Source organism: Rhodococcus sp. ARC_M12 (assembly GCF_022810385.1).
GTDB classification, from domain to species: Bacteria; Actinomycetota; Actinomycetes; order Mycobacteriales; family Mycobacteriaceae; genus Rhodococcoides; species Rhodococcoides navarretei.
This window is the reverse complement of the sequence record NZ_JALGQI010000014.1, coordinates 90,437-116,789: the sequence shown is the minus strand read 5'-3', so window position 1 is coordinate 116,789 and position 26,353 is coordinate 90,437. Positions and strand designations below refer to the sequence as shown.

Genomic DNA, 26,353 nt, shown 5'->3' with positions numbered 1-26,353 from the left:
GCCCGTCGGATTGCGCGGGATCTCGTCGACGTCGCCGGAAAGAGCTACGGCGATCTCACTGCCGCGGGCGTGCGGATGCCACGAGCATCGCCAGACCCATCTCGAAGGCGCGGGTGGCAATGGGGTCGTCGACATCCTCGTTCTGAACGGTCTCGTAGGCCGCAGCCAAGCGCGGGAAAGCCTCCTCCTGGCCTGCCGGATCGAACACGACACTCGGGCCGGACATGTCGAGCACACTGCCGAGGATGAACGATTCGAACGCGGTCAGCAAAGGCAATACGTCTCTACTGGCCCAGCCCACAGCCTCGGCAGCAACAGAGAAATCCTCGTACTCCGCCAACAACACCGGTGTCGATGCGCGCGTGGTCACGAGGAGGGGAACGGCGCGGTGATGCTCCGCGAAGGCCAATCGATAGGACCTCGCCCATGCGACAAGACCGTCTTCCCAGGGCAATTCGCGTAGAGGTGCCGAGTCGATTCGGGCCGAGACCAGAGCTCGGACGTCTTCGATCATCGCCGCGCGGTCGGCGACGTGGTTGTAGAGGGAAGTAGGGTTCACACCCAATTTCAGGGCCACGCCCCGCATGCTCGCGCCCTCGGCTCCGTGCCGATCGACCAGCGCCAATGCGGTGCGGGCAATCAGGTCACGGCTGAGAATGGCGCGAGGTGGTCGTGCCATGGTCGTCTCCTCCTTGACGGTCGTCGAGTACGGACAGCCTTGCATGTCGAGGATTTTTTCGATTCACCCGTTCCCAAAACCGACAGTGTGTGTTTTAGTTTTGTCATGACTTCTTCTTCCTTCACCGTGGTCGAGGCCGATGTCGCCGGAGTTTCCGCTGCGCTCGCCGAGGGCACCGTGACGAGCGTCGAACTGGTGGCGCGCTACCTCAATCGAATCGGCCACTACGACCGCACCGGAATCGCACTGAACGCCGTACCGGTACTCAACCCCGACGCGTTCGAGGAAGCCCGCGCAGCCGACCGACGTCGGAGCGCTGGACAGGCTCTAGGCCCGATGGACGGAATTCCCTACACCGCCAAGGCCAGCTACAAGGTGCGCGGCCTTCCTGCGACGGCCGGATCGCCCGCATTCGAGGGTCTCGTCGCGACCGACGACGCGTTCGCGGTGGCCCAACTCCGAGCGGCCGGTGCGATCTGCCTGGGCTTGACCAACATGCCTCCGATGGCCGCGGGCGGGATGCAGCGCGGGCTCTACGGTCGCGCCGAAAGCCCCTACGCCGCAGAGTTTCTCACCTCGGCATTCGGCTCGGGATCGTCCAACGGCTCGGGTACGGCGACAGCTGCCAGCTTCGCTGCCTTCGGGCTCGCCGAGGAGACCTGGTCCTCCGGGCGCGCGCCCGCGTCGAACAACGCTCTCGTCGCTTACACGCCCTCTCGCGGGGTGATTTCGGTGCGGGGTAATTGGCCGTTGGTGCCTACGATGGATGTCGTTGTGCCACATGCGCGTACGGTCGACGACCTACTTCAACTGCTGGACGTGGTCGTGGCCGACGACGCGGTCACCGAGGGCGACCTGTGGCGTATGCAGGACTGGGTTCCGATCCCCCGGGCGTCGGAGGTCAGGCCCACGTCCTTCACCGATCTGCCGCCGCTGCCGCTGCAGGGACTTCGACTCGCCGTCCCGCGCCTGTACGTCAACGGCGATCCCGACAGTGCGTATCCGATCCACACCCGCGATTCGGTGATGACTCTGTGGCGCACCATGCGCGACGATCTGGTGGCTGCAGGTGCAGAAGTCATCGAAACCGACTTCCCCGTCGTGGAGAATTACGAAGGCCTGCATCCGGATTCGCAGACCATGGTCGACCGCGGCCTGGTTCCCGCCGAGTTCCTCGAACGCGAGCTGGAGGAACTCTCGGTGTGGGCGTTCGACAGCTTTTTGGCCGCGAACGGTCAACCCGGACTCAGCCGCCTGGCCGAGACCGACGGGGCGCGCATCTTCCCCCACCCCACCGGCGCGCTACCCGATCGCTACGGCATCCTGCCGTTCGACACGTCCTACGACCTGGCGGATTACGTTCCCATGGCGGCGGCAGGCGTGACGCCGTTCGACCGTATTCCGTCCGTGGAGGCGGGGATGCGCGGACTGGAAGAGGTCCGCCGCGTCGATTTCGAGAAGTGGTTGCAGGACAATCGGTTCGACGCCGTCATCTTTCCTGCCGTTGCCGACGTGGGCCCCGCCGACGCCGATGTCGACGTCGCGTCCGCAGATATCGCCTGGCGCAACGGAGTCTGGGTCGCCAACGGCAACCTCGTTCCTCGCCACCTCGGCATACCCACCGTCACCGTTCCCATGGGGTCGATGAACGACACCTCGATGCCGGTCGGCTTGACCCTCGCCGGTGCTGCCTACTCCGATACGACACTGCTGCAGATCGCTCGTTCCGTCGACGCCCTCGGGGCACGACGAGTGGCACCCGCACGCACCCCGGCACTGACCGACGAGCAAGTGTTCGACGGTATCGGCCACGCCGGTGAATCGGATGCCGCCATCGCAGTGACCGACGTGCAGATTCGGCCGGGCTCCGCGGGCGAAGAGCTCACCTTCGTCGTCCGGATCGACGGCGGTTCCGTCGATGACGTACAGGCCTTCGTCGACGGTGTGCGAGTGCCGCTGAACATGTCGGGCAGTGCCGCCACGGGAGCGATCTCGATCCCACCGGGTTCGTACGATGCCCTGCACAGCGAGTGGCGTGCACCGTACGGGCCACTCGTCGTCGCCGTCGCGCGCTGCGCAGACGGCGGTGTCGCAGGAGCCCTGGCCACGACCGACGGAGCACCTCTCTGAACACTTCCAGAACGCGCTCGAGATCGAACCGCCGCTGTGTGTTTCGAAGGATTCGGTCGACTACTTCGTCGACTCGTTGGACTGGGTTCTGACAACCGGCTGGTAGGGGGGCGAATCGGCGAGGCTTTGCGGTCGACTCGTCGCCGAGAACTCCGAACTCGCCGCGGCCGGCGGGCTCGACATCGCCGAGATCCCGCAGAGTCACTGGGACGACCGCTCCCGCATGGCCCGGACCTGACCTCTGTCCACCCTCCCGAATCGGCTCCTCACATCTGAATGTCGGACGCCGATCGGTGTCGCATGTCCGAAACCGAGGAGCCGAATCGGCTCGACGTTGAGGCTTGTCGAGGTAGAGCGGCCCGTCACCCGTCCCCTCACCTGGTGATTGACATCACAGACGCATGACGCTATCTTTCAAACTGACATCAGTTCAGTTTGGCCGACCGTTGCAGGTGCTTCGCGCACTCGGTTCGAGTCTGCGATCGGATGTCGACCGAATCCACGTCTTACGATGACTCGCCGAGTCCGCGGGAAGTGATCGACGTGCCCGAAAGGAACGCAGGCATGAACAAGTTCAGGACGACGATGGTTGCCGTGGCAGCGACGGCAGCACTGGTAGGCCTCACCGCGTGCGGGGGGTCGTCTTCCTCCGCGTCCGCTCCGGTCGAGGGCGATTGGGATGCCGTGATCGCTGCCGCGAAGGAGGAGGGCAGCGTGATGCTCTACTCCAGCCAGAAGCCGGCCAACCTCGACGCGCTGACAGCAGCGTTCGAGGCGACGTACCCAGAGATCGACATGGAGTACGTCCGCGGCACCGACTCCGAAATCAACCCCAGGGTCGAAACGGAGAACCGCACGGGGACCGGCATTGCCGACGTTCATATGACCACCGACGCCGCCTGGATCGAGAACGCCGCCGAATCCGGCCAATTCTCCACCGACCTCATCGGCCCCGACCTGGACGCGCCCGCTTTCGATCCGGCGGACAGCGTCATCAACGACCGGTTCTTCCTCTCCAGCGCAGCGGTGTTCGGACTCGGGTGGAATACTGCAGCGGTGCCGGACGGCGTCAGCGCACCGGAAGACCTGATCGATCCGAAGTTCCAGGGCAAGATCGGCATCGTCAATCCCACCGGGTTCGCGTCGTACGTCGATCTGTACAAGTACTACTCCAAGACTTTCGGTGAGGATTACTGGAACCAGATCGCCGAACTCGCGCCGCGGGTGTACCCCAGCGCACTCGCAGTAGCGCAAGCCCTGACCTCGGGTGAAGTGACGGTCAGTCCCATGGTTCAGCCTCTCGTCACCGAGGTCGCCGCAGGCGCACCGGTCGACTGGGCGTTGCCGGACAGTCCGTGGGGAACACCCTGGTACACAGAGGTTCTCAGCGCTTCGCAGCATCCCAACGCGGCGCAGGCACTCGCGAATTTCATGGTGACGGCCGAGGGACAGCAGGCGTTGAACGGCGGATATGCAGCCGTCCTTCCCGATATCGAGGGTGCGGTCGCGCGAGCTCAGGACATCGCATCACCGGACATCGCCGAACTGACGCCCGAAAAGGTCGAGCAATACTCACAGGAATGGCAGACCCTGTTCCAGGGCTGAACCTCCCCGGATCCCGACGTCGCCTCGGCGCACGGACCACGACATGCACTGTGACAGCCACGCACACCGATACTCCGAAAGTGAGTACGCAATGACCTCTCGATTCGCGGTCTCCGGACTGACGAAGAAGTACGGTACGAACGTCGTCGTGGACAGCCTCGACCTCGAGATCGAGCAGGGCGAATTTCTGGTCCTGCTCGGTCCGAGCGGTTGCGGCAAGACCACGACGCTGCGGTGCCTCGCCGGACTGGAGACACCCCAGGGCGGCTCCATTTCGTTCGCGGGCCGGACGGTGTTCGATGCGTCGTCGAAACTCCATGTGCCGGCACACAAGCGGAACATCGGCATGGTGTTCCAGTCGTATGCGCTGTGGCCCCACATGACGGTCGCCGAGAACATCCGGTACCCGTTGACAGTGCGCAAACTGAAGAAGGCGATTGCCGACGGCGCTGTCGAGACAGCCGCGAACATGGTCGACTGCGGCGCTCTGCTCGACCGGTACCCATCGCAGCTCAGCGGCGGCCAGCAGCAACGTGTCGCGGTGGCACGAGGGCTGGTGGCCCAACCCGATCTGGTGCTGTTCGACGAGCCGCTGAGCAACCTCGATGCACGCCTGCGCGACCAGGTTCGGTCTCAGATCCACCAGCTACACCAACAGCTCGGTTTCACCGCTGTGTTCGTCACTCACGACCAGTCCGAAGCCTTCGCGCTCGGTGACCGTCTCGCGATCATGAAGGCCGGAAAGATAGAGCAGTACGACGAGCCCGAGCACGTCTTCGAGAACCCGGCATCGGAATACGTCGCCGCGTTCATCGGGATGGGCAATCGACTCGAACTTCGGCGCGGCCACGACGGCTGGGTCACGAGCGGCTCGGACGTCATCGATTTGCAGACTGCGACAGTCCGCGAGCGCGCAGACGAAGGCACCAGTGCTGTGGCCAGGTTCCGACCCGACGATGTGCTGTTGCACGACAACACCGACCAGGTGCCGCCCGGAAATATTGCCCTGCACGCAGAACTCGTGACGTACGAGTACGGCGGTCGGTACTTCGACGTGGCAGTCAAGACCGGCGACGAGCAGTTGACACTGCGCGCCGTGGCCGCCGAACACAGTGCAGCACTGCGGCGTAGCAAACCCGGGCAGCCCGTTGTCGTCAGCTTCGCGCCGTCGTGCCTGCGGGTGTACGCGCTTCCCGACGCGTCCTCCGCGATGAGCTCCGAGCTCGTCGGTTCCGCTGGAAAGACCTCGTGATGGCAACCGCCGTCGACACCGAACGTCCCGCGTCTGCCGAGGCGCCCGGTAAGCGATCGTTGACTGTTTCGCCGACCTGGCGCGCGCGAATCGGCTACGTCGCGGTCCTCGCCATCCTGGCCTATCTGGTCGTGCTTCCCATGGTGAAACTGCAGATGCTGGCCTTCGAGGACGGCGCTGCCGGATACCGAAGCCAGTACGGCCGCTTCGACATCGGCGTCACTCTTCGAACCACCGTGGCATTGGCGCTGGGTTCCTTGGTCATCGCGATGGTGCTGGGAACGTTGCTGGCCTTCGCTGCGAGCAGGCTCCCCGCAAAACTGGGTTGGCTTCGCGTCATTCCCATCCTGCCGATCGTGATGCCGGCGGTGGCGAGCGTGGTCGGGTGGGCGTTCCTGCTGTCTCCCGGGCCCGGTTATCTCAACGTGGTCCTGCGACTGTTGCCGTGGTGGAGTGGATCGGACAGTGGACCGATCGACGTGTACACCGTCCCGTGGATCATCGTGCTCACCGGCTTCGGTCTGACGTCGTTCGTATACCTGTTCGTCAGCTCCGGCATGCAGAACATCAGCTCCGAGCACCTCGAAGCGGCACAGGTCAGCGGTTCGTCCACGGTGGGAATCTTTTTCAAGATCGTCCTCCCACTGCTTCGACCGTCCCTCATCTACGGCGGCGGAATCGCGCTGCTCCTCGGACTCGGCCAGTTCACCGGTCCCCTTCTGCTGGGTGCGAACACCGGCGTCAAGGTGCTGACGACCGAGATGTACCGCCGGGTGTCGGAGTCCCCGTCGGACTTCGCCGCGGCTGCAGCCGCCGGCTCTCCGCTGGTGATCTTCGGACTCGTGCTGGTGCTGGCCCAGAAGGCGTTGCTGGGCAACCAGACTCGCTTCGTGACGCACGGCGGCAAGGCATTCGCTCCCTCCACCGGTAAAGCCACGTGGGCCACGGTCACCATCGTCGTGTTCGCACTCTTCGCCTTGGTCATCCCGCTGGTCGGTCTGATCATCGTCTCGTTGACACCGTACTGGTCGGGATCGTTGTCGCTGAGTCTGTTGACGCTGGACAACTTTCGGGCACTGATGGACACGACGGCGGTGGTGGAGTCGGTCCTGACCAGTGTGCTGACCTCACTGGGCGCAGTCGCGATCTGTATTCCGCTCGGGTACCTGATGGCAAACCTTCTCGTCCGCGGTCGTCGGTTCAGAATTCTCGCGCTGATCGCGGACCTCATGACCGCACTGCCACTGGGCATCCCGGCCGTGATATTCGGCGTCGGATTCCTGCTCACGTACACCGAGCCGCCCCTGATCCTCTACGGAACCAGAACGGTGATCATTCTCGTGTACATCGTGCTGATGCTGCCGTTCTCGACCAGGATGCAGATGACGGCCATGCTGTCGCTCGGCAACACGTACACCGAGGCGTCGGCCACCAGTGGTGCGTCGCCGTTCGTCACCAACATCCGAATCATGTTGCCGCTGATGCGTCCGACGATTCTCAGTGCCGTCGCACTCATGTTCATTCTGCTGACCCACGAGTTCGCCGCGTCACTTCTCGTGCGAGCGTCGACCACCCAGGTGATGGGCACACTGCTGTTCGACATGTGGCAGAACGGCTCCTATCCGCTCGTGGCTGCGATGGCACTGCTGATGACTGCCGTCACCACGATCGGTGTCGCCGCGGCGATGCTCGTCGGCGGCCGCAACGTGCTCAGTAAGCTGTGACGGGCGTGCGGTCCCGGCTCCAGGACAAGGTCGTTCTGGTCACCGGGGCAACCGGAGGGATCGGCGCCGCGATCGTCGAACGTCTGGCCTCGGAAGGCGCTGTGCTCGTGGTGACCGATGTCGACGGTGCCGCGTGCGGCGCACTCGTAGCCGCACAGGACGGGCCCGAACGGCATCTACCGCTCGGCTTGGACATCACCCGAGAGGACCAGTGGCACAGCGCAGTCGAGGCTGTGGCCGCGCAGTACGGCCGGCTGGACGCGGTGGTCAACAACGGTGCCATCGGCAGTCTCGGAACGGTGGTCGACGAGGATCTCGACCGGTACAACCGAGTCGTCGAAGTCAGCCAGACCGGGACGTGGCTCGGAATGAAGCACGCGGGTGCGTACGTCGAGCGATCGGGCGGAGGCTCCATCGTCAACATCTGCTCCATCCTCGGCAGCGTCGGCGGCCTCGGCAACAGCTTTGCCTACGCTGCGGCCAAAGGCGCTGTCCGCACCATGACCAAGAACGCGGCCCTGCACTGGGCCACCAAAGGTGTTCGCGTCAACTCCATCCATCCCGGCTTCATCGGTACCGCACAGCTGCTCGAACGCTACGAGGGATCCGAACGGCACAGCGCCATGATCGCGCACACCCCGATGGGGCGACTGGGAACCGGGGCCGAAGTGGCTGCTGCCGTTGCCTTTCTGGCCGGAGACGACTCCACGTTCGTCACCGGGACCGAACTGTACGTCGACGGCGGATGGACCTGCGACTGACCGATCCGGCAGGGCTGTCGGCGAAGATGCTTCAGCAGGATGTAAAGGAGTCCACCCCGTTGGAGGTCTGCGCCGACAGCCTGCCGCGCTGGACAAGAACGTCCAGGTGCGCCAGCGTCTCGCAGGTCGCCACCATCTGGTTGAAGCTGTCCAGGGTTGCGAAGGATCGCTCGTGTCGCGTCCACGTCAGAGCGGCCGCTACGTCCAATCCGGTTGCACGACCGGCAGATTCGACAACGCCAGCGGTAGCCGCGAGGCGGCGGTCATGGTGTCCGAGCAGCTGCAGGCAACGCTCGTGCACGCCGGCTCCCGGATGGCCGTGCGACGGCAACATCGTCCGGTCCTGTTCGTCGAGCATCGCGGTCAGAGAGGTCAGGTACTTGGCCAGCGGGAGATCCCACTCACCGAGCTCGAACCCGATCGACGGAGTGATCGTCGGCAGGACGTGGTCTCCGGTGTAGCAGACGTTTCGGTCAGCGTCATGAAAGACCATGTGGCCCTTGGTATGCCCGGGTGTGTGGGCGGCGACAACCGCATGGCCGGGAATGTCGAGGGGTCCGGGCTGCAACCACGTGTCCGGTAGCTCCCAGTCCGAGGCCTCGAAGGGTTCGGCCTTCCCGCTCTCCGACGCGGTACGAGCGATCTCGAACGCTCCCGCTCGCTCGAGCTCGCGGATCGAGCTGACCGGCACGTTGCTGCGCAGTCGCCCGATCGCTTCGATGCCCGGCGCCTCTGCGGCACCGAGATGCACCCGGGTTCCGTATCGACGACGCAGCTCGACCGCGAACGTGTAGTGATCACGATGCACGTGGGTGACGTACACATCGTGAATCTCGGACGGCCGACGTCCGATACGAGACAAGGCGTCGACCAGCTCGTCGTGGGTGGAGGCCCGGTGCCAACCGCCGTCGATCAGCACCAGCCCCGTATGAGTCTCCAGCACATAGACATTGATCGCCCGCAGGCCGTCCTGCGGCATCTGCAGAGGAACGCGATGAACGCCGTCTGCTACTGGAAAACAGCCCGGTTCGGCCCACGACGACGTCATCCCGCGTCGCTCGCGAGGGGCACCATCGTCTTCTCGTCGCCGTACCACATCATCCGTCGCCCACCCATGGTCCCGACATGGGCGACGGCGGCTTTCCACTCGTCACTGGCCAGTGCGGCCTCGAGTGCGTCGCGTGACTCGAAGCTGAGCACCGATAATCCGTCCCACCCTTGGGATTTGCTACCGAACGCTTCGACCAGTTCGGTGTGCTGCCAGCGGAGCAATCCGGGCAGGGGGTACGTGACGTCGGCATGTTCACCGCGCCACCAGGTGATGAACTGCTCGTGAGTCCACTCTTCCGGTCGGGCGGCGATGAGTACCAGGTTGTACATAGCTCTCCTAAGTGAATTCTGTTCAGTTCGAGTGGTCGTACGGGTCCGCGGCAGACACCGCTCTCGGGTGCTACTTGCGGACCACTCGGATGGCGGCGTCGGTGACCAGCGTGGTGATGTCGTCGATCGTCAGACGCCCGTCGGGGCGATACCACCGCCATACGCTGACCACCAGGGCGAGTACCAGCCGCGCGGACATCGTCGGATTCGACTCGGCGAACTGGCCCGCATCGATTCCCCGACCGACCAGGGCGGTCCAATCCTGCTCGATCCGTTGAACGAGTGCGCGGCACTCTACTCGTTCGGCCTCTTCCTTCGCCGACTGACGTTCGGTCGCCAGAAGATCCATGTGGTTGTGCAGAATGCGACGCGCCAAGGCGTCCTGAGGAGACGCAGCCAACGACGCGGCGATCGCCGCGCGCAGTGCATCCTCGGCGTGCGTCACGCCGTCGGTGGCCGCCACGAACCGGGCGGCAGAGTCCGCGAGTTCGATGCGCATGATCGTCAGCAGACAATGCGCTTTGGACTCGAAGTAGTGGTACAGCGCAGTCTGACCGATGCCGACCTCGTCGGCGATGGACGCCCACTTGGTGTGCTCGTATCCCACTTTGCCGAAGTGGTCGATAGCCGCCGACAGAATCCGCGTTCGCTTGGACCGCGGGCTCTCGCGCCGAACGTCGGTTCCTACGGTCATGATTGCCCCTACTGATAGAACGAATCCAGCCTCGGTCGGAGTTTACATTTTTCGATGTGAATTCGAGTCAGTTGCGGCAGCAAGCTGTCGAGCCAGTGCCGTCGCATCGGGCCGGGACAGTTTTCCGACGCGATTCTGCGGCAGGTCGGCGACGGTGAAGACGAATTCCGGCCACTTCGACTTGGGAAAGTCGTCCTTGGCCAACTGCGCGGTGACGTCCTCGAGTTCGAGCTCCTCACCACCGGTGACCACGAGCGCTGCTGCGCGCTCCCCCAGCAGGTCGTCCGGTACCGCTACGACACAGACCTGCACGACGGACTGCAGCGAGGCAATCGCCGACTCGACCTCGTTGATGTCGATGTTGCGGCCACCGCGAATGATGATCTGTTTCTGCCGACCCATGACGCGAATCGAGCCGTCCGACGCGACCTCCACCAGATCACCGGTCGGAAGAAAACCGTCGGGCGTCAGCTCGGGCGGGACCGGAGTCCCGGCGCGGGCGTACCCGACGAACAGTGACGGGCCCTTGACCTGGGCGGCACCGATATCGTCCGAAGGGAGCGGACGCCCATCCGAGTCCACGGCTCGCACGGTGGTGCCGGGAAACGGCCGACCGTCGCGTCCGAGGCGGATCGACACCGGGTCGTCGAGGGCAGGTGTCGTGTGGCCCAGGCACTCGGACATTCCGAATACCCGGAGAAATGTGGTGTGCAGCCACTGTTCGGCCTTGGCGAGGGCGCGCTCGTTCATCGGTCCACCGCCGACCGTCATTGCGCGCATCGTATCCAGTGCGGCCTCGGAGTCCGGGGCGACCGAAAGCTGAAGCGCCATGGTCGGTACCAGCATCGTCCAGGCAATCCGGTGTTCCTGCGCTGCCCGCAGAGCCGCGTCCGGGGACCACTTCCCGATGGCGACCATCGGGCCTCCGAGCAGTGCAGGCAGGTACATGCCGAAGCAGAAGGCGGCGACCGACGACAACGGCACGAAGGCACCGATCGCCTCGCCCGGGCGGAGGCCGACGGCATCGATGGTGGATCGAGACGCATACCTGATCGCGTCCTCGGATTGCACCACGCACTTGGGCCGGCCGGTCGAACCCGAGGTCATCGCAATCGCATCGCCTCCGTTCCATCGGGCGACGGAGGCGAACGGTGCATTCGATGCCCGCACGCGGTAGGGGCCGAAGGCGGGCTTGTCCACCGGAAATTGCTCGTCGGGCACACCCCAATGACGCAGGGTCTCGGACGTTCCGACGACGATGTCCGGTCGGATGTCCTCCAGTGCCAGCGCGAACTCGGACTCTGTTGCGTGCGGGCTGACCACCGCAACCACACCGCCGGCGAGACCGACTGCGAGGGCAGCCGCGACGGTGCCCCAGGTGTTGTCCGCCTGAATCACGACGGTCGGCGGGCTCGGATCGATCCCGCCGAACGCGTCGGCAAGGGATGTCGCGGCCTCGACCACGGTCTCGATCGTGTGACTGCCGTCCTCGTCGACGACTGCGACGGCATCGGGGGTCTGTTCGGCGCGGATGACCATTTCGCGGGCAAGCCGTTTCACTGGTGTGACTCTTTCCTGGTACGTGATGCACTCATGTCGAGAACTGCACGGCCGGTGACGGATCCATCCCGCAACCGGTCGTAGGCCGAGATCGCCTCGGTGAACGGGAAAGTGGTGATCTCAGCATGCAACTGACCGTCCTGCGCAAGTGCGACAACAGCTTCCAGATCGGCGCGAGTGCCCCAGAACGGTGCATCCACTGTCCATCCCGCGGCCAGGCCGACGTCCTTCCCGGCTGTCAGTCGGCCGCCGGCACTTCCTACCACCACGAGTGACCCACCTGAACGAAGCAAGTCGGCCGCCGGCGCGGTCGTGGTCTGCGCGCCGACGAAGTCGAGGACGAGATCCGCACCGTCCAGTGATGCGACCCGTTGCGCCGCAGCGGAAACGCTGTCGTAGAACTCGTGTGCTCCCGAGGACTCGGCCAGGGCAGCGGCATCGGCCTTGGAGTCGATGGCGATGATGTGCGGTACGCCCATGGTGCGCAGGATCTGCAGGGCAAGGTGGCCGAGACCGCCGACTCCGATCACGACCGCGTTGCTTCGGTCGTCGATCACGGCGGAGTTGGTACGAATGGCGTGATAGGCGGTCAGTGCCGCGTCCGCCAGAGGCGCGGCACCGAGAGGATCGAGATCACCGATCGGAACCAGTACACGCTCGGACGGCACCAACATCAGCTCTGCGATGCCGCCCGGGTACCCCAGACCGTTTCCGATGGGGGCCAGCCGACCGTCGGGACGCCGAGCGAGGCTACGACAGTAGTTCTCTCGGCCCCGCAGACAGTTCGGGCACGTTCCGCAGCTCCAGATTCCGTGTACCACCACGGCGCGACCGATCCAGGAAGGGTCTGCCGTCGGTCCCGCGGAGACGACCGTTCCGGCCACTTCGTGCCCCAGCGTCAGCGGCAGGTCGTAGTCGAAAGTCTCTGCGCTGGAATTCATCACGTGCAGATCGGATCCGCACAGTCCGGCTGCGTCCACCTGGATCAAGAATTCGTGCCCGGTCGGCACCGGGTCCGGCACCTCCCGGAACTCCGGTGCGCTCCCCCACTCGCGGACCTGCACGGCCAACATCAGCGAGCCGTCCATCCGCCGTCGACCACCAGGGTCTGACCCGTCATGTAGGAGCTGGCGTCCGAGGCCAGAAACAGCACGGCACCGTCGATCTCACCGTCGACGCCGCCGCGTCCCAGCATGGTGTTCCGACGCACCCACCCCGCGGACTTGTCGTTGGTGAACAGGCCATCGGTCATCTCCGTATCGAACCACCCCGGTACGACGGCGTTGACGCGAATGCCTCGGCGACCCCACTGACCGGCGAGTTCACGGGTGAGGCCGAGCGTGCCTGCCTTCGACGCCGCATAACTTGCACCCCCGATGGGAGCCGTGGACACCAGGCCGATCACCGAGGAGATGTTGATGATCGAGGCCGCGACACCGCTCGGAATCTTGCTCACCGCGTAGGTGGCCAGATGGAAACCGGCGACGAGGTTGACGTCGAGGATGGACTGGAAACCGTCCACCGTCTCGTCCTCGGCGTTGGGCGGACCGGGCTTTCCGGCATTGTTGATCAAGACATCGAGCCGGCCGGATTCGTCGAAGCAACGGTCGACGAGAGCCCTTCGGTCTCCGTCGTCGGTGACATCGCATCGAACGGGCACGATGGCCGGGATCTCGGCCGACAACGCTTCGAGGCGGTCGAGCCGTCGCGCGGCGGCGTACACGGTTGCGCCGGCCCCTGCGAGAGCCCGGGCGAAACCGAGGCCGAGCCCCGACGAAGCACCGGTGACCACAGCGACGCGATCGGTCAGCGAGAACATGTCCTGGGTCATGTGTCCACTTCCAAACTGATTGTCGGACAGATCGAATGATCGGTCAGTAGACGGAGGTTCGGCCGCCGTCGACCGGAATGATTGCGCCTGTGGTGTATCCGGCTTCGTCGGAAGCCAGGTGAGTGATCAATCCGGCGATCTCCTCGGGCCGCCCCAACCTTCCGGCCGGGAGCCGATCGACGATCTTGCCGATGAACTCCTCGTCCCAGTTCTCGGACATGTCGGTGGCGAAACCGCCCGGCATCACACAGTTCACGCGCACGGTGGGTGCGTACTCCTGGGCAAACGCCCGGGTCAGCGCGTTGAGCCCGTTCTTCGCCGCTGCATACATCGCCTCGGGCGGGCTGGGCCGCTCGGCTCCGATACTCGAGATGTTGATGATGGATCCACCGCCCGCAGAGACCATCCGGTCCCCTGCCACGGCCATCAGTCGGAACGGTCCCTTGAGATTGACCTCGATCGTTTTGTCCCACAGTCCTTCGGTGACCGACACGAGGTTCTCGGCCAACGGTGCGATCCCGGCGTTGTTGACGACGATGTCCAGGCCACCGAATCGCGTGATGATGTCGTCGACGGCCGGTTCGATGCTGTCCCAGTGCCCGACGTGCAGCGCGTACGGATGTGCGCTGCCCGGGCCCGAGTCACCCAGGCTCGCGACTGCACTCTCGCAGGCGTCGAGTTTGCGGCTCGACACGATGACCGTCGCGCCCGCGTCCTTCAGTCCGCGCGCGATCGCCAGACCGAGGCCACGGCTCGCTCCTGTCACCAAGGCGACCTTGCCGCTCAATTTCGGTGTGCTCATGAGTACCTCTTCACCTCTAATCGGGCGATGGTCCGCAGATGGACCTCGTTGGGGCCGTCGGCAATCTGCAGAGCTCGGGTGATGGCATACAGCCGAGCGAGAATGGTGTCGTTGCTGACTCCAGCAGCGCCGTAGGTCTGCACCGCTCGGTCGACGACCTTGTGGGCAACTTCCATCGCCGCCACCTTGATCGCGGCCACTTCCGAACGAGCCGAGGCATTTCCGGCGGTATCCATCAACCATGCCGACTTCAATACCAACAACCGGATCTGGTCGATCTCCAGACGGCTGCGTGCAATCCACTCACGCACCACACCTTGATCGGACAACGGTCCGCCGAACGCCTGCCGAACGAGCGAGCGCCGACACATCATCTCCAGAGCGCGCTCGGCCATGCCGATCGCCCGCATGGCGTAGTGCATGCGGCCGGGGCCGAGTCGGCCCTGTGCGATGGCGAATCCGTCGCCCTCCTCTCCCAGCATGTTGGCAGCGGGCACGCGCACGTCGGTGAACTGAACTTCGCCGTGCCCCAAGCGATCCTGGAACCCGAACATGGGCAGGTCGCGCACCACCTCTACGCCGGGAGCGTCGGCGGGAACCAGAATCATGCTCTGCCGGCGGTAGGTGGAACTGTCCGGATCCGACTTCCCCATGAAGATCATGAGCTTGCAGTCGGGATCGAGAACGCCGGAGGTGTACCACTTTCGGCCGTTGACGACGTACTCGTCCCCGTCGCGAGTGATGGTCGAGGTGATGTTGGTGGCGTCCGAGCTGGCGACATCGGGTTCGGTCATGGCGAACGCAGAGCGAATGGAGCAGTCCAACAACGGCTTCAGCCACTGCTCCTTCTGCTCCTCCGTGCCGTACATGGCCAGAATTTCCATGTTGCCGGTATCGGGTGCCGAGCAGTTGATCGCCTCGTTCCCGATGATGGAACGGCCCACGATCTCGGCGAGCGGCGCGTATTCGAGATTGGTCAGTCCCGCACCGAGGTCGTCGTGGGTCATGAACAGATTCCACAGCCCCAGATCACGAGCGCGTGCCTGCAGATCCCGCATGATCTGCGGTTGCTCGTGCGGATTGTCGTTCGCGGCGATCTGAGCGTCGTAGACACTCTCGGCCGGATAGACGTGATCGTTCATGAATGTCTCGAGCGTGGCCGACAATTCGGCCGTCCGCTGTGAGTAGGAAAAGTCCACTTCCGTGTGCTCCTGTCGAGTGATGGTGCGTCAGCGCGCGAGCAATGCGGTGCCGGTGTCGATCAACCTGCGGATGGTCGCGGGCAGCTTTTCCTGATCCGGGTCGATGTGGCGACCCTCGCGGTGCCGACGCAGGTTGTGGCCCATGATCGCCGCCATCTTGAGCCGTCCCAGGGCGTCGAACCATGTCATGTCCGGCAGCGCCGGGCCGCGCCCGGTGTAGCAGGCGATCAGTTCGTCGGTGCTGGGCAGACCGGGCACGTCGCGGCCGACACCGGGAAAGTTGGTGCCGTCGGCGAAGACGAGAAACCACCCCAGTTCGACACGTGGATCACCTGCGCTCCAGATCTCCCAGTCGATGAGAGCCGCCGGCTCGAGACCGTCGGAAATGATGTTTCCCAGCCGATAGTCCCCGTGCACGAGTGTGGGTGTGATCGCCGCCGGAATGTCGTGGCGAAGCAGTCGAACCAACTCGTCGGCACCCTCGACGAGTTCCACGGGAACCGCAGCGAGCGTCTTGGACCAGCGATCCAATTCGTCTGCCGGCGAGAGGATGTCACCCGTATCGGGAATGCGCGCGAGCGGAACGGCGTGCAACGCCGGCAGTACCTCTGCCGCTCGCCGCATTCGTGCGGCCGCGATACTCGGTTCCACCTCGGGGTCGTCGAGCACGGGTTCGAGTGACTCGCCGGCGACGAGTTCCATCGCGAACCACGCCGGTTCCTGCTCGTCGACCGCCACGATGGCCGGTACCGGCACATCTGTATCGGCCAACGCGCGCAGAATCGAGGCCTGCCGGAGCATGTCGTGCCGCCCGACCGAGCGCTGCCCTTCCGGGACCGCCTTGACGACGAAGTCGCCGCCGGACGTTCCCACCCGATAGGTCAATCCGGAATGGCCACCGAGGAGCGGTTCGAATGTGCTGACGGTGACGTCCAGCTCGGTGTGCAGCGCCGCAGTCACGCGTGCGCGCAGTGAGGATTCGGTCATGGTCGCGGCTCTCTCGGCAGACCGAGCACACGCTCGGCGATGATGTTGTGCTGAATCTCGTCGGTGCCGCCGGCAATTCGATAGCCCGGGGCCCCAAGTAGGTGCTCGGACCACGCGAACGTGCCCCACCCTCCCGAGTCCGACGTCAGTTCACGCCCGAGCAGCAACCGCGCGACTTCGGAGGTCCTGGCCATCGTGTCGGTGGCCAGCAGCTTTCCCAGTGACGCTTCCGGACCTGGGTCGTTGCCGGCGATGACGGCACCGGCGACTCTCATGTTGCCGATTCGTTGCACGAAACTACGCGTGACCAGATCGGCCACGGCGTCGCGCTCGATCTCGGTCAACTCGCGACCGAGGTTCTGGGCAAGGGCCACAGCGCGATCCGCGTTCGCGAGCCCGAGGTTTCCGCCGTCGAGACGTTCGGCCGCGAGCACTGTCAGTGCGACCTGCCAGCCCTTACCGACCGGCCCCAGCCGGTAGTCGTCGCTCAGGTGCACGCCGTCGAGGTACACCTCGTTGAAGGAGCTTCCCCCCGTCATCTGACGAATGGGACGTACGTCCACCCCCGGCGCGTCCATCGGTACGAGGAACATGGTCAGACCGGCGTGCTTGGCGACGGTGGAATCGGTTCGGCACAGTGCGACTCCGTAGTCGGCGACCAGTGCACCCGATGTCCACACCTTGTGCCCGTCGATCGTCCACGAGCCGTCCTCGGCCTGGGTTGCGCGTGTCCGAACCGCGGCCAGATCGGAACCGGCCTCGGTCTCGGAGAACAACTGACATGCGATGACGTCGGCACGAAGCATCGCGCGGACGAACCTCGTCCGCTGCTCTTCGGTTCCCCATTGCGCGATGGTGGGTGCCACCAACTGCTGAGTGACAGAGAACATCTCGGTCCTCTTGGGCACGTCGAACATGTCCTCGACGCGTCTGAATGCCAGTACGTACGACAGTGGCAGATCGCGGCCGCCGTACTCGATCGGTGAGTTCAACGCGCCCCACCCGGCATCGAACTTCGACTGTTCGTACGCAGCGATTTCGTCGGTGTGCGCCTGCTCTTCCTCCGCGGTCCAGTTCTCGAACACGGCTACCGTGTCGGGACCGACGCCCCAGACGGAGTCTGTTCGCGGTGCCGCGACGGTTTTCAGCCACTCGGTTGCCTGGCCGGCGAATTCGCCGATATCCGGAATTGTTCCTTGTGTCACTGTATTGCCTCGGGTTCGTGTCGGGTCAGACTGTCAGCACGGTGCAGGCGCTGATGCCCGGTGCGCCGTATACGTGAGTGAAGCCCACTCGCGGATTGCCGGGCACCTGGCGTTCGCCGGCCTCGCCACGCAACTGGGTGACGATCTCGTGGACCTGGCGGAGACCGGAGGCCCCGATGGGTTCTCCGTTCGCGATGCATCCGCCGTCGGTGTTGATCGGCAGTCGCCCACCGATGTCGGTTTCCCCCGCCGCGATCAGGGCTTCCTGCTCGCCGGGCTCACAGAACCCACATTCGGCCATGTGCATGATCTCGGCGCCGCTCTCGGTGTCCTGAAGCTGCGCGACGTCGACGTCCTGCGGGGTGATACCGGCCTGCTCGAAGGCTGCGCGTGCAGCGTCGGCGCTCACACTGGTCGGCTCGCCCTCACCTTGGATGGCCGGACTGAACACCTCGAAGGATCCGAATCGGCGGGTCCGGTGGGTGATGGCGGCGAGCTTGATCGGACGACCGCCCGCACGCGCGACGTATTCCTCGCTGGCAACGACAATCGCCGCTGCCCCCTCACCCGGCGAGCAGAACATGTATCGAGTGAGTGGATCGTTGACCATGTCGGATTCGGCGATCGTCGCGGCGTCCATGGCTTCCCGACGCCAGGCGTTGGGGTTCAAAACCCCGTTACGGTAGGCCTTTTCGGCCACTCGTGCCAATGTCTCGCTCGAGATCGCGTGCTGACGCATGTAGCGGGAGATCTTGGCACCGAAGAACTGGGTGGTCACCATCAAGCCGGCCTCGCCGTAACCGTCGGGTAGTCCCCATTCGGCCGGTCGTGGATCGAACGCTCCGCGCGGATGTTTGTCGAAACCCACCGCCAAGGCGACGTCCGCGGAGCCCGAACGCACCGCGTTGACGGCCGAGAACAACGCGCTTCCGCCTGTTGCGCAACCGTTCTTGACGTTGGTGAATGGGATACCGGTGAACCCGAGTTCGGCGACGAGAGTATCGGCGAGACCCGATCCGTCACTGCCACCGAACGCGACCTGGACGTCCGGCCAGGCCAGACCGGCATCGCGCAACGCGTTGCCGATCGCCGTCACGGCCATCTGACGACCGGACACTCCTGGCTGGCGTCCGAATTTGGACAGACCGGCACCGATGATCGAGACATTCTGTGTCACTGCGTCATTCCTGTCGATTCCGGTCGCGGACCGAGTGTGTCGATCGCGAATCGGGGCACCGGCGCGGTGGACGTCAGACGCACCGGTGCCCCATCCAGTTCGTCGAAGCTCTCACAGTCGATGATCGCTTCGATCTTGATGCCCTCAGGCAGTTCCACGTAGCCGACTGCGAAGGGTACGAACCCGCCGACCGGTGGTACGTATGGAGGAGACTTGGGCGCGAAACGCTGAATCGTGTAGGCCCACACGGTACCTCGTGTACTCAGGATGATGTTCTCCGCGGTGGGTGTGGCACACCTGCTGCACATCGCACTCGCGGGGAACGCCACGGTATTGCACACAGTGCACTTGCTGCCTTCGAGTGCGACGGCCGTTGCCTGCTCCATGATGCTGCCTTTCGGGCTCTTCGGTCAGAACGCGGACGTGGTGCGGGTCAGCGCCCGACCCACTTGGGCTCGCGCTTCTCGAGGAATGCGGTGACGCCCTCCTTGCCGTCCTCGGACTGCAGCGCATTGCCGACTGCGAGATGCTCCATGACCATGAGCGACTGAATGTCCGCATCCAGGCCGCGGTCGATGCACATCTTGGTCAGCTTCATCATGAACGGGCTCTTGTCAGTGAGGTTCCCGATGAACTCGTCGACGGTCTTGTCGAGGTCCTCGGCCGGCGCGGACGCATTGATCAGGTCGAAGTCGACGGCCTCGGTGCCCGAGAGCAGCTTGCCGGTCAGCATGAGTTCCTTGGTCTTCCGGATGCCGATCATGCGGGGCAGGCGGTAGATGGGGCCGGCACCACCGAACAACGCACGGCGGATGTGGAAGTCGCCAATTCTTGCGTCGTCGGCCGCGATAGCGAAGTCGCACGAAATCATCAGTTCGAATCCACCGGCGGTGACGTAACCCTCGAGCACCGCAACGGAGGGAGTGTTCATGGAGTACAGACGATCGCACACCTTCGCCGACAGGACGGCGACGTCCATGGCGGTGGTGGTGCCGATGAAGTCCGACAGCAATTCGTCGAGGTCGAAGCCCGAGCAGAAGGTGTTGTTGACTCCGCGGAGCACGAGAACCTTGAGGTTCGGATCGTTGTCCACCTCGACGATGATTTCGTCCAGACGATGCAGCAGCTCCACCGTGACAGCGTTCTTCTTGTGCGGGCGGTTGAGCCAGACGCGAGCGACGTCGCCGTCCTTCTCCAACAGAATGTGGTCGGTGTCGATCATGTGACAGCCTTTCGAGAGTGCAAGTTGAACTGGATTCACTTCAGTATTGATCATCGGGGCGATGGCGTCAATAGCCGATCCCCGCCGAACGCAGCAATCGGTCTACACGGCAAGGAAATCGGCGATCCGCGCGCGATGTGCCCGCGAATCCCCCTGCAGCGCTTCGTTTCCGAGAACTCGGCGGAAGTAGCTGTGCGCCGAGTGCTCCCACGTGAACCCCACTCCCCCGTGCAGTTGCACGGCCTCGTGGGCCACATGCACCGCGGCGTCACCACACACAGCACCCGCGACGGCAATCGCCAGACGCGCCTCGTCGGGATCCTCGTCGCGCACCGCTGCGGCATACCGCGCCGCCGACCGGGCACGCTCGAGTTCGATCAACATGTCGGCCAGGCGGTGTTTGATCGCCTGGAACGAACCGATGGGACGGCCGAACTGATGACGCGTCTTGACGTGATCGAGCGTCATCTGCAGCAGGGCGTCGGCGATACCGGTGTTCTCGCAGGCAAGCGCCAGAGTCGCCACGTTCTGTATCCGTGCGATCGCATCGACGGCTCGGTCCACCGGCACCAGAAGCCTCGCGGACGCGCGATCGAACGAGATGTCTGCCTGTCGCCTGGTCGAGTCGACGACGCGTCGATCATGCGCTGTGGACGCGTTTTTCGTGGATACCGCGAAGAGTGCGATCCCTTCGGGAGAGCGGGCGCTGACGACTATGACATCGGCACCGCCGCCCCCGACGACAAACCGCACCTGACCGGTGAGAACCCATTCGTCGTCGGCACGGTGAGCGTCGAGATCGTCGGACTCGGCGGTCAGCGCACTCACAGCCGCAACCGTCGTACCGTCGAGGACTTCCTCGAGCAGATCCGAGTTGCCCGCCTCCATCATGGCGCGAACCCCCACAGCTGCGTGCTGATAGACGGGTTCGACCACCAGGGCGCGACCGCACTCCTCGAGGATGATGCCCAGCTCGACCATTCCGTAGCCGAGGCCACCCGTCGCCTCCGGCACGGCAAGACTGGTCACCGACATGTCGGTGACCAGTCGTTTCCACAGGTCGACCGAGTAGCCGGAGGCAGAGTCCGCAGCGGCGCGCACCTGCTCGATCGTCGAGTACTTGGCGAGGACGCCACGGATGGTCTCGCGTATTTCGGCCTGCTCGCTACCGGGTGTCAGCGCGGGCGGCTCCGAACGAGGCCAGGGGACTTGTGCGTCGCGGTGAGATGAGGTCATGTCGCTCCACTCGAGTTGAATTCAATTCTTGAACGAACTCTAACGGGTGAAACCCTCGACAAACAGGGTTTACCTGAACTAAGTTCAATTCATGCCATTGAAGATAGTGGACTACTACGCCACCCTGGACGCCGGCCACCTGGACGAGGCGGTGGAGATGCTGTCCGAGGATGTCGACTTCTCGATGATCCTGCCGAGCGGGGCCAATCGGAAGACCGGGCGAGCCGCCATGCTCGAATACCTGTCCGGCCGGCCTCCCGTCGGTCGGCAGCACCGAATTCTCAGATCTGCGGCCGACGAGGACCTGCAATTCGCACACGGCGCGGTGACCGAGGGCGATCGGACCACGGGCTATTTCGTCGGGGTCATGCACGTGCGCTCGGACGGACTGATCGACCGGTACCAGGTCTCGTTCGACGCCGAGTTCGCACTGCTCGATACCGATGCAGGAGATCGACGATGACGGCGAACACGCAACCGACCCCCGCGCTGCTGCGTTGGTTCGAGTACATGGATTCCGACGACCCGGATCGGGTCCTCACCATGATCTCGACAGACTTTCGTATGTCCGTTCAATTCTCCAAGGGACACGGCGAGGCAGCCGAGTTCGTGGGCGACCGCGACGGGCTCGTCGCCTACCTGCAGCAACGCGAGAAGAGCACCCTCGTTCACCATCTCGACCGCGGCGCTTCGGTCGACGGCGTCGAGATGGTGCTGGGACGGACCACCCGCAACGGAGCCTTCGAGGCATCGTTCAACGCCTCGGCACAGCTCGACGACAGCGGACGTGTCCGACGGTTGCTCATCGCCCGCACGCCGGAATTGGCGTTCGACTGAAGAGCCGATCGGCTCGCGAAACAGAGAAGAAAAGAGCGAGATGCCTGAGCAAGCACTGATTTTCGAGGCCATTCGTACCCCACGAGGCAAAGGGCGCAACGGCTCACTGCACGGTGTGAAGCCGGTGGACCTCGTCGCGGGGTTGATCACCGAACTCCGGGCTCGATTCCCCGATATGGATCCGGCCGACATCGACGACGTCATCCTCGGCGTGGTCTCACCGGTCGGAGAACAGGGCGCGGTCATCTCACGCGCAGCCGCACTGGTGGCGGGCCTCCCGGAATCGGTCCCCGGCACCCAGATCAACCGTTTCTGCGCGTCCGGGCTCGAAGCGACCAACCTGGCCGCCCAGAAGATCGCCTCCGGCTGGGACGATCTGGTGATCGCCGGCGGCGTCGAGTCCATGTCCCGGGTTCCGATGGGCAGCGACGGTGGTGCCTTGTTCACCGACCCCGCCACCGCCTACGACCTCTTCATCGTTCCGCAGGGAATCGGTGCCGACCTGATTGCGACGGTCGAAGGGTTCTCCCGCCACGACGTGGACACCTACGCCGTGGAGTCCCAACGACGCGCCGAGGTAGCCTGGAATGCAGGTCATTTCAAGAAATCCGTCGTTCCGGTCGAGGACTTCAACGGTGTCACCCTGCTCGATCACGATGAGCACAGACGGCCGGGAACCACGACGGACAGCCTGGGCAGGTTGAAGCCGGCCTTCGCCGCGCTGGGAAAGGTGGCAGGTTTCGACGACGTCGCTCTGCAGAAGTACGTCGACGTCGAACGTATCGATCACGTGCACACCGGCGGTAATTCGTCGGGCATCGTCGACGGTGCCGCGCTGGTTCTCATCGGCAGTGCCGCGGCCGGAACACGTGCCGGTCTGGTGCCGCGCGGCCGCATCGTCGCCACGGCACAGGTCGGCAGCGAACCGACGATCATGCTCACCGGGCTCGAAGCCGAGAAGGACGACATCACGGGTGTCGTGATCACGTCGGCCAAGAAGTCGTTCTTCGCGGGCGGCGATCTGGGCGACATGACGGCCGACCCCGGCGATGCAGACAAGCGCGACGTCGCACGTGCCTTGACCGAACGGATCGACGGGATCAAGGGCGTTCTGCGACGGCTCGAGACTCTCGGTCGCCCCGTGGTGGCCGCGATCAACGGCGCAGCTCTCGGCGGCGGCTTCGAGATTGCGTTGCACACCCATCACCGCATCGCAGCGGACCTGCCGGGCACCCGAATCGGTCTCCCCGAGGCCACGCTCGGATTGTTGCCCGGGGGCGGCGGGATCGTCAGAACGATCCGACTGATGGGCATCGATGCCGCCCTGGCGAAGGTGTTGACGAAAGGCCAGCAGCACTCGATGGCCGCCGCGACGAAGCTCGGGCTGATCGACGCCACCGTTGCCGGTGTGGACGAGTTGATTCCGGCGGCGAAGGCGTGGATCGCCGAGAACCCGTCGGCTGTGCAGCCGTGGGACGTCAAGGGCTTCGAGATTCCCGGTGGTGGACCGACCGATCCTGCCGTTGCTCAGAATCTGCTGGCCACAACGGCATTGCTGCGTAAGCAGCTCAAGGGCGCACCCGCCCCGGCACCGAGGGCAATCCTTGCCGCTGCGGCGGAGTGCGCGTCGGTCGACGTCGACACTGCGGATCGCATCGAGACTCGCTTCTTCGTCTCTCTGATGACCGATCGAGTCGCACAGAACATGATTCGTGCGTACTTCTTCGACATGCAGACCATCCGACGCGGCACGTCACGCCCGGCCGGGCACGACACGTTCACCGCCCGTACCGTGGCGGTCGTCGGGGCCGGAATGATGGGTGCCGCGATCGCCTATGTGTGCGCCAGGGCCGGTATCGAGGTCGTATTGAAAGACCTCGACCAGGCCGCTGCTGACCGCGGAAAACTCTACGCCGAGAAGCTCGAAGCGAAAGCCCTCGAGCGGGGGTCGACGACAGCTGAGCGGTCGACGGCACTGCTCGACCGGATTCGGCCGACGGCAGATGCGACCGACTGCGCCGCAGTCGATCTCGTGATCGAAGCCGCATTCGAGTCCGTGGACGTCAAGACTCGGATCTTCGGGGAGCTCGACGGTATCGTTCCCGCCGAAGTGGTCCTGGGCTCCAACACCTCCCAGCTTCCCATTTCGATCCTGGCCGACGGCGTCAGCCGGCCCGAGAATTTCATCGGAATCCACTTCTTCTCCCCTGCCGACAAAATGCCCCTGGTCGAAATCATCCGTGGCCGGGAAACTTCCGACTCGACAGTGGCCAAGGTCGTCGATTTCGTGTTCCAGATCGGCAAGACCCCCATCGTCGTCAACGACAGTCGGGGCTTCTTCACCTCGCGAGTGATCGGCGCGTTCCTCGACGAAGCGATGGCCGCGGTCGGCGAGGGCGTCAACCCGGTCTTCATCGAACAGGCAGGCGCGCAGGCCGGCTACCCCGTCCCACCGCTGCAGTTGATGGACCAGGTGACCTTGTCCCTGTCGCAGAAGATCCGCAAGGAGAACGAACGCGCGCTGGCGAGCGAAGGCAAGCCACCTCGCCGACACGGCTCGGATGCGGTGATGGACAAGATGGTCGGAGAACTCGACCGCCCCGGGCGTGCCGGCGGCGGCGGTTTCTACAGCTATGACGAATCGGGCACGAGAACCGGGATCTGGCCGGGCGTGCGTGCGTCTTTCGATTCGGGTTCGACTCGAATTCCTTTTGTGGACATGCAGGAACGGATGCTGTTCGCCGAGGCGATCGAGGCGGTCAAGTGCCTCGACGAAGGTGTGTTGACGAGCGTGGCCGATGCGAACATCGGGTCCCTGCTGGGTATCGGATTCCCGTCGTGGACCGGGGGCGTGATCCAGTACATCGATCAATACGACGGCGGGCTGTCCGGCTTCGTCGACCGAGCGCGCGAGTTGGCGTCGAAGTACGGGGCTCACTTCGAGCCACCACAGTCGTTGGTGAACAAAGCACTACGCGGAGAGCGCGTCCATACACTCGTGTCCTGAACGAAAAGAGAATGCTGTGAACGCAGTACGTCGATCGGTGATGTCCGCCGGGATCGCAGCGGTGACTGTCGTTGCTGCGGCGTGCGGGCAATCCTCGCAGGAAGCCGGATCCGCACCGGTGCAAGGCACGTGGGACGACGTCGTGGCCGCGGCCGACGATGAAGGAACCGTGTACCTGTACTCCAGTCAGCATCCCGAGAACCTCGCGCTACTCGAGACCGCCTTCGAGTCGAAGTATCCCGACATCGATCTCGAGTTCACGCGGGGCAGTGACGTCGAGCTCAACCCGCGCGTGGAGACCGAAGCACGCACCGGCCGTGGAACTGCCGACGTACACATGTCGACCGATGCCGCATGGATCACGAATGCGTCCGAATCGGGTACTTACTCGACGCCGGTAGTCGGGCCGACCTTCGACGACCCGGCGTACGCTCGGTCGACGAGCATGCTGAACGACACGTTCTTCCTCACGAGCGCAGCAATATTCGCACTGGGATGGAACACCGATGCCGTTCCTGCCGGGCTGTCGTCCCCGGAGGATCTGTTGGATCCTGCGTTGAAAGGCCGGATAGGCGTCGTGAACCCTGCGGGGTTCGCCGCCGTTGTCGACGAGTATCGGTTCTTCGACGAGAACTGGACCGGTGGCGGTTTCCTGGACAAGCTCGCCGCGCAGGAACCGCGGGTGTATCCGGGCACGTTGGCCGTGGCGCAGGCATTGAGCTCGGGCGAGATCGCCGCGTCGCCGATGGTTCCCCCACTGGTCCGAGAGAAGGACGCCGGCGCACCGGTCGACTGGACACTTCCCGATCCGGCGTGGGGTGCGGCGTACTACTCCCACGTGCTGTCGTCGGCTCCGCATCCCAACGCCGCGCAAGTGCTGGCCGACTTCATGGTGTCGACGGAGGGGCAACGCGCCCTGTCGAAGGGGTACGGCAGCGCACTGCCAGATGTCGAGAACTCGGTCGGGTCGGCTCAGGACATTTCGCTGCCCGATTCGAATTCGCTGACGCCTGAGAAGGTCTCGCAGTTCCAGCAGGAGTGGGAAAGCAAGTTCAACTGAAC

General features: G+C 64.4%; 24 protein-coding genes. 9 read left to right on the top strand and 15 right to left on the bottom strand.

What is annotated here, in order from left to right; all coding sequences use genetic code 11:
- Positions 1–55: 55 nt before the first annotated feature.
- Complete coding sequence (locus MTX35_RS18160; protein WP_243596309.1) at positions 56–679, bottom strand: TetR/AcrR family transcriptional regulator; 624 nt, start codon at positions 677–679, stop codon at positions 56–58.
- A gap of 105 nt (positions 680–784) precedes the next feature.
- Between MTX35_RS18160 and MTX35_RS18155 the strand changes: the two genes are divergently transcribed.
- The 5 genes from MTX35_RS18155 (at position 785) to MTX35_RS18135 (ending at position 8,151) form a co-directional block, all read left to right on the top strand.
- Complete coding sequence (locus MTX35_RS18155) at positions 785–2,809, top strand: amidase (RefSeq protein ID WP_243596308.1); 2,025 nt, start codon at positions 785–787, stop codon at positions 2,807–2,809.
- 564 nt (positions 2,810–3,373) lie between these two features.
- Positions 3,374–4,414: an extracellular solute-binding protein gene (locus MTX35_RS18150; RefSeq protein WP_374230328.1), complete on the top strand. Its 1,041-nt coding sequence runs from the start codon at positions 3,374–3,376 to the stop codon at positions 4,412–4,414.
- Positions 4,415–4,505: 91 nt separating this feature from the next.
- Complete coding sequence (locus MTX35_RS18145) at positions 4,506–5,666, top strand: ABC transporter ATP-binding protein (protein ID WP_243596307.1); 1,161 nt, start codon at positions 4,506–4,508, stop codon at positions 5,664–5,666.
- Positions 5,666–7,390 carry an iron ABC transporter permease gene (locus tag MTX35_RS18140; RefSeq protein ID WP_243596306.1) on the top strand — a complete coding sequence of 575 codons (1,725 nt, stop codon included), beginning with the start codon at positions 5,666–5,668 and terminating at the stop codon, positions 7,388–7,390. Before MTX35_RS18145 ends, MTX35_RS18140 begins: the two co-directional genes overlap by 1 nt.
- Positions 7,387–8,151: an SDR family NAD(P)-dependent oxidoreductase gene (locus MTX35_RS18135; protein WP_243596305.1), complete on the top strand. Its 765-nt coding sequence runs from the start codon at positions 7,387–7,389 to the stop codon at positions 8,149–8,151. The genes MTX35_RS18140 and MTX35_RS18135 overlap by 4 nt, the downstream gene beginning before the upstream one ends.
- A 31-nt stretch (positions 8,152–8,182) precedes the next feature.
- Here MTX35_RS18135 and MTX35_RS18130 read toward each other — a convergent pair whose 3' ends face one another.
- From MTX35_RS18130 to MTX35_RS18065, 14 genes are all read right to left on the bottom strand, one after another.
- Positions 8,183–9,199 carry an MBL fold metallo-hydrolase gene (locus MTX35_RS18130; RefSeq protein ID WP_243596304.1) on the bottom strand — a complete coding sequence of 339 codons (1,017 nt, stop codon included), beginning with the start codon at positions 9,197–9,199 and terminating at the stop codon, positions 8,183–8,185.
- Positions 9,196–9,531, bottom strand: coding sequence for an EthD family reductase (locus MTX35_RS18125; protein WP_243596303.1), 336 nt, complete (start codon positions 9,529–9,531; stop codon positions 9,196–9,198). The genes MTX35_RS18130 and MTX35_RS18125 overlap by 4 nt, the downstream gene beginning before the upstream one ends.
- A gap of 70 nt (positions 9,532–9,601) precedes the next feature.
- Positions 9,602–10,225, bottom strand: a complete 624-nt coding sequence (locus MTX35_RS18120) for a TetR family transcriptional regulator (RefSeq protein WP_243596302.1) — start codon at positions 10,223–10,225, stop codon at positions 9,602–9,604.
- 42 nt (positions 10,226–10,267) lie between these two features.
- Positions 10,268–11,785 carry a class I adenylate-forming enzyme family protein gene (locus MTX35_RS18115; protein ID WP_243596301.1) on the bottom strand — a complete coding sequence of 506 codons (1,518 nt, stop codon included), beginning with the start codon at positions 11,783–11,785 and terminating at the stop codon, positions 10,268–10,270.
- Positions 11,782–12,873 carry an NAD(P)-dependent alcohol dehydrogenase gene (locus MTX35_RS18110; RefSeq protein WP_243596300.1) on the bottom strand — a complete coding sequence of 364 codons (1,092 nt, stop codon included), beginning with the start codon at positions 12,871–12,873 and terminating at the stop codon, positions 11,782–11,784. Before MTX35_RS18110 ends, MTX35_RS18115 begins: the two co-directional genes overlap by 4 nt.
- Positions 12,858–13,616, bottom strand: coding sequence for an SDR family NAD(P)-dependent oxidoreductase (locus MTX35_RS18105; RefSeq protein WP_243596299.1), 759 nt, complete (start codon positions 13,614–13,616; stop codon positions 12,858–12,860). Before MTX35_RS18105 ends, MTX35_RS18110 begins: the two co-directional genes overlap by 16 nt.
- Positions 13,617–13,659: 43 nt before the next feature.
- Positions 13,660–14,418 carry an SDR family NAD(P)-dependent oxidoreductase gene (locus MTX35_RS18100; protein WP_243596298.1) on the bottom strand — a complete coding sequence of 253 codons (759 nt, stop codon included), beginning with the start codon at positions 14,416–14,418 and terminating at the stop codon, positions 13,660–13,662.
- Positions 14,415–15,617, bottom strand: a complete 1,203-nt coding sequence (locus tag MTX35_RS18095) for an acyl-CoA dehydrogenase family protein (RefSeq protein WP_308198141.1) — start codon at positions 15,615–15,617, stop codon at positions 14,415–14,417. Before MTX35_RS18095 ends, MTX35_RS18100 begins: the two co-directional genes overlap by 4 nt.
- Before the next feature lie 30 nt (positions 15,618–15,647).
- The gene (locus tag MTX35_RS18090) at positions 15,648–16,607 is read right to left on the bottom strand and encodes a phosphotransferase family protein (RefSeq protein WP_243596297.1); all 960 of its coding nucleotides are present in this window, start codon (positions 16,605–16,607) and stop codon (positions 15,648–15,650) included.
- Positions 16,604–17,812: an acyl-CoA dehydrogenase family protein gene (locus tag MTX35_RS18085; protein WP_243596296.1), complete on the bottom strand. Its 1,209-nt coding sequence runs from the start codon at positions 17,810–17,812 to the stop codon at positions 16,604–16,606. The genes MTX35_RS18090 and MTX35_RS18085 overlap by 4 nt, the downstream gene beginning before the upstream one ends.
- Positions 17,813–17,837: 25 nt before the next feature.
- Positions 17,838–18,989 (bottom strand): thiolase family protein, encoded by a 1,152-nt coding sequence (locus tag MTX35_RS18080; protein ID WP_243596295.1) that lies wholly within the window; start codon positions 18,987–18,989, stop codon positions 17,838–17,840.
- The gene (locus tag MTX35_RS18075; RefSeq protein ID WP_243596294.1) at positions 18,986–19,375 is read right to left on the bottom strand and encodes a Zn-ribbon domain-containing OB-fold protein; all 390 of its coding nucleotides are present in this window, start codon (positions 19,373–19,375) and stop codon (positions 18,986–18,988) included. Before MTX35_RS18075 ends, MTX35_RS18080 begins: the two co-directional genes overlap by 4 nt.
- 47 nt (positions 19,376–19,422) lie before the next feature.
- Complete coding sequence (locus tag MTX35_RS18070; RefSeq protein ID WP_032366859.1) at positions 19,423–20,211, bottom strand: enoyl-CoA hydratase/isomerase family protein; 789 nt, start codon at positions 20,209–20,211, stop codon at positions 19,423–19,425.
- Positions 20,212–20,313: 102 nt separating this feature from the next.
- Entirely contained in the window at positions 20,314–21,447 is a 1,134-nt protein-coding gene (locus tag MTX35_RS18065) for an acyl-CoA dehydrogenase family protein (RefSeq protein ID WP_243596293.1), read from the bottom strand.
- 91 nt (positions 21,448–21,538) lie between these two features.
- Between MTX35_RS18065 and MTX35_RS18060 the strand changes: the two genes are divergently transcribed.
- From MTX35_RS18060 to MTX35_RS18040, 4 genes are read left to right on the top strand one after another with little or no spacing between them, the layout of a single operon-like run.
- On the top strand, positions 21,539–21,910 hold the full coding sequence (locus MTX35_RS18060; protein WP_243596292.1) for a nuclear transport factor 2 family protein: 372 nt from the start codon (positions 21,539–21,541) through the stop codon (positions 21,908–21,910).
- Entirely contained in the window at positions 21,907–22,284 is a 378-nt protein-coding gene (locus tag MTX35_RS18055) for a hypothetical protein (RefSeq protein WP_243596291.1), read from the top strand. Before MTX35_RS18060 ends, MTX35_RS18055 begins: the two co-directional genes overlap by 4 nt.
- Positions 22,285–22,324: 40 nt before the next feature.
- Entirely contained in the window at positions 22,325–25,291 is a 2,967-nt protein-coding gene (locus MTX35_RS18045; protein ID WP_374230327.1) for an acetyl-CoA C-acyltransferase, read from the top strand.
- A gap of 40 nt (positions 25,292–25,331) precedes the next feature.
- Complete coding sequence (locus MTX35_RS18040) at positions 25,332–26,351, top strand: ABC transporter substrate-binding protein (protein ID WP_243596377.1); 1,020 nt, start codon at positions 25,332–25,334, stop codon at positions 26,349–26,351.
- Positions 26,352–26,353: the final 2 nt, after the last annotated feature.

Coding starts and splice junctions, on each gene's coding strand:
- MTX35_RS18160 (WP_243596309.1), bottom strand. CDS start 679: ATGGCACGACCACCTCGCGCCATTCTCAGCCGTGACCTGATTGCCCGC.
- MTX35_RS18155 (WP_243596308.1), top strand. CDS start 785: ATGACTTCTTCTTCCTTCACCGTGGTCGAGGCCGATGTCGCCGGAGTT.
- MTX35_RS18150 (WP_374230328.1), top strand. CDS start 3,374: ATGAACAAGTTCAGGACGACGATGGTTGCCGTGGCAGCGACGGCAGCA.
- MTX35_RS18145 (WP_243596307.1), top strand. CDS start 4,506: ATGACCTCTCGATTCGCGGTCTCCGGACTGACGAAGAAGTACGGTACG.
- MTX35_RS18140 (WP_243596306.1), top strand. CDS start 5,666: ATGGCAACCGCCGTCGACACCGAACGTCCCGCGTCTGCCGAGGCGCCC.
- MTX35_RS18130 (WP_243596304.1), bottom strand. CDS start 9,199: ATGACGTCGTCGTGGGCCGAACCGGGCTGTTTTCCAGTAGCAGACGGC.
- MTX35_RS18125 (WP_243596303.1), bottom strand. CDS start 9,531: ATGTACAACCTGGTACTCATCGCCGCCCGACCGGAAGAGTGGACTCAC.
- MTX35_RS18120 (WP_243596302.1), bottom strand. CDS start 10,225: ATGACCGTAGGAACCGACGTTCGGCGCGAGAGCCCGCGGTCCAAGCGA.
- MTX35_RS18110 (WP_243596300.1), bottom strand. CDS start 12,873: ATGGACGGCTCGCTGATGTTGGCCGTGCAGGTCCGCGAGTGGGGGAGC.
- MTX35_RS18105 (WP_243596299.1), bottom strand. CDS start 13,616: ATGACCCAGGACATGTTCTCGCTGACCGATCGCGTCGCTGTGGTCACC.
- MTX35_RS18100 (WP_243596298.1), bottom strand. CDS start 14,418: ATGAGCACACCGAAATTGAGCGGCAAGGTCGCCTTGGTGACAGGAGCG.
- MTX35_RS18090 (WP_243596297.1), bottom strand. CDS start 16,607: ATGACCGAATCCTCACTGCGCGCACGCGTGACTGCGGCGCTGCACACC.
- MTX35_RS18075 (WP_243596294.1), bottom strand. CDS start 19,375: ATGGAGCAGGCAACGGCCGTCGCACTCGAAGGCAGCAAGTGCACTGTG.
- MTX35_RS18070 (WP_032366859.1), bottom strand. CDS start 20,211: ATGATCGACACCGACCACATTCTGTTGGAGAAGGACGGCGACGTCGCT.
- MTX35_RS18065 (WP_243596293.1), bottom strand. CDS start 21,447: ATGACCTCATCTCACCGCGACGCACAAGTCCCCTGGCCTCGTTCGGAG.
- MTX35_RS18060 (WP_243596292.1), top strand. CDS start 21,539: ATGCCATTGAAGATAGTGGACTACTACGCCACCCTGGACGCCGGCCAC.
- MTX35_RS18055 (WP_243596291.1), top strand. CDS start 21,907: ATGACGGCGAACACGCAACCGACCCCCGCGCTGCTGCGTTGGTTCGAG.
- MTX35_RS18045 (WP_374230327.1), top strand. CDS start 22,325: ATGCCTGAGCAAGCACTGATTTTCGAGGCCATTCGTACCCCACGAGGC.
- MTX35_RS18040 (WP_243596377.1), top strand. CDS start 25,332: ATGTCCGCCGGGATCGCAGCGGTGACTGTCGTTGCTGCGGCGTGCGGG.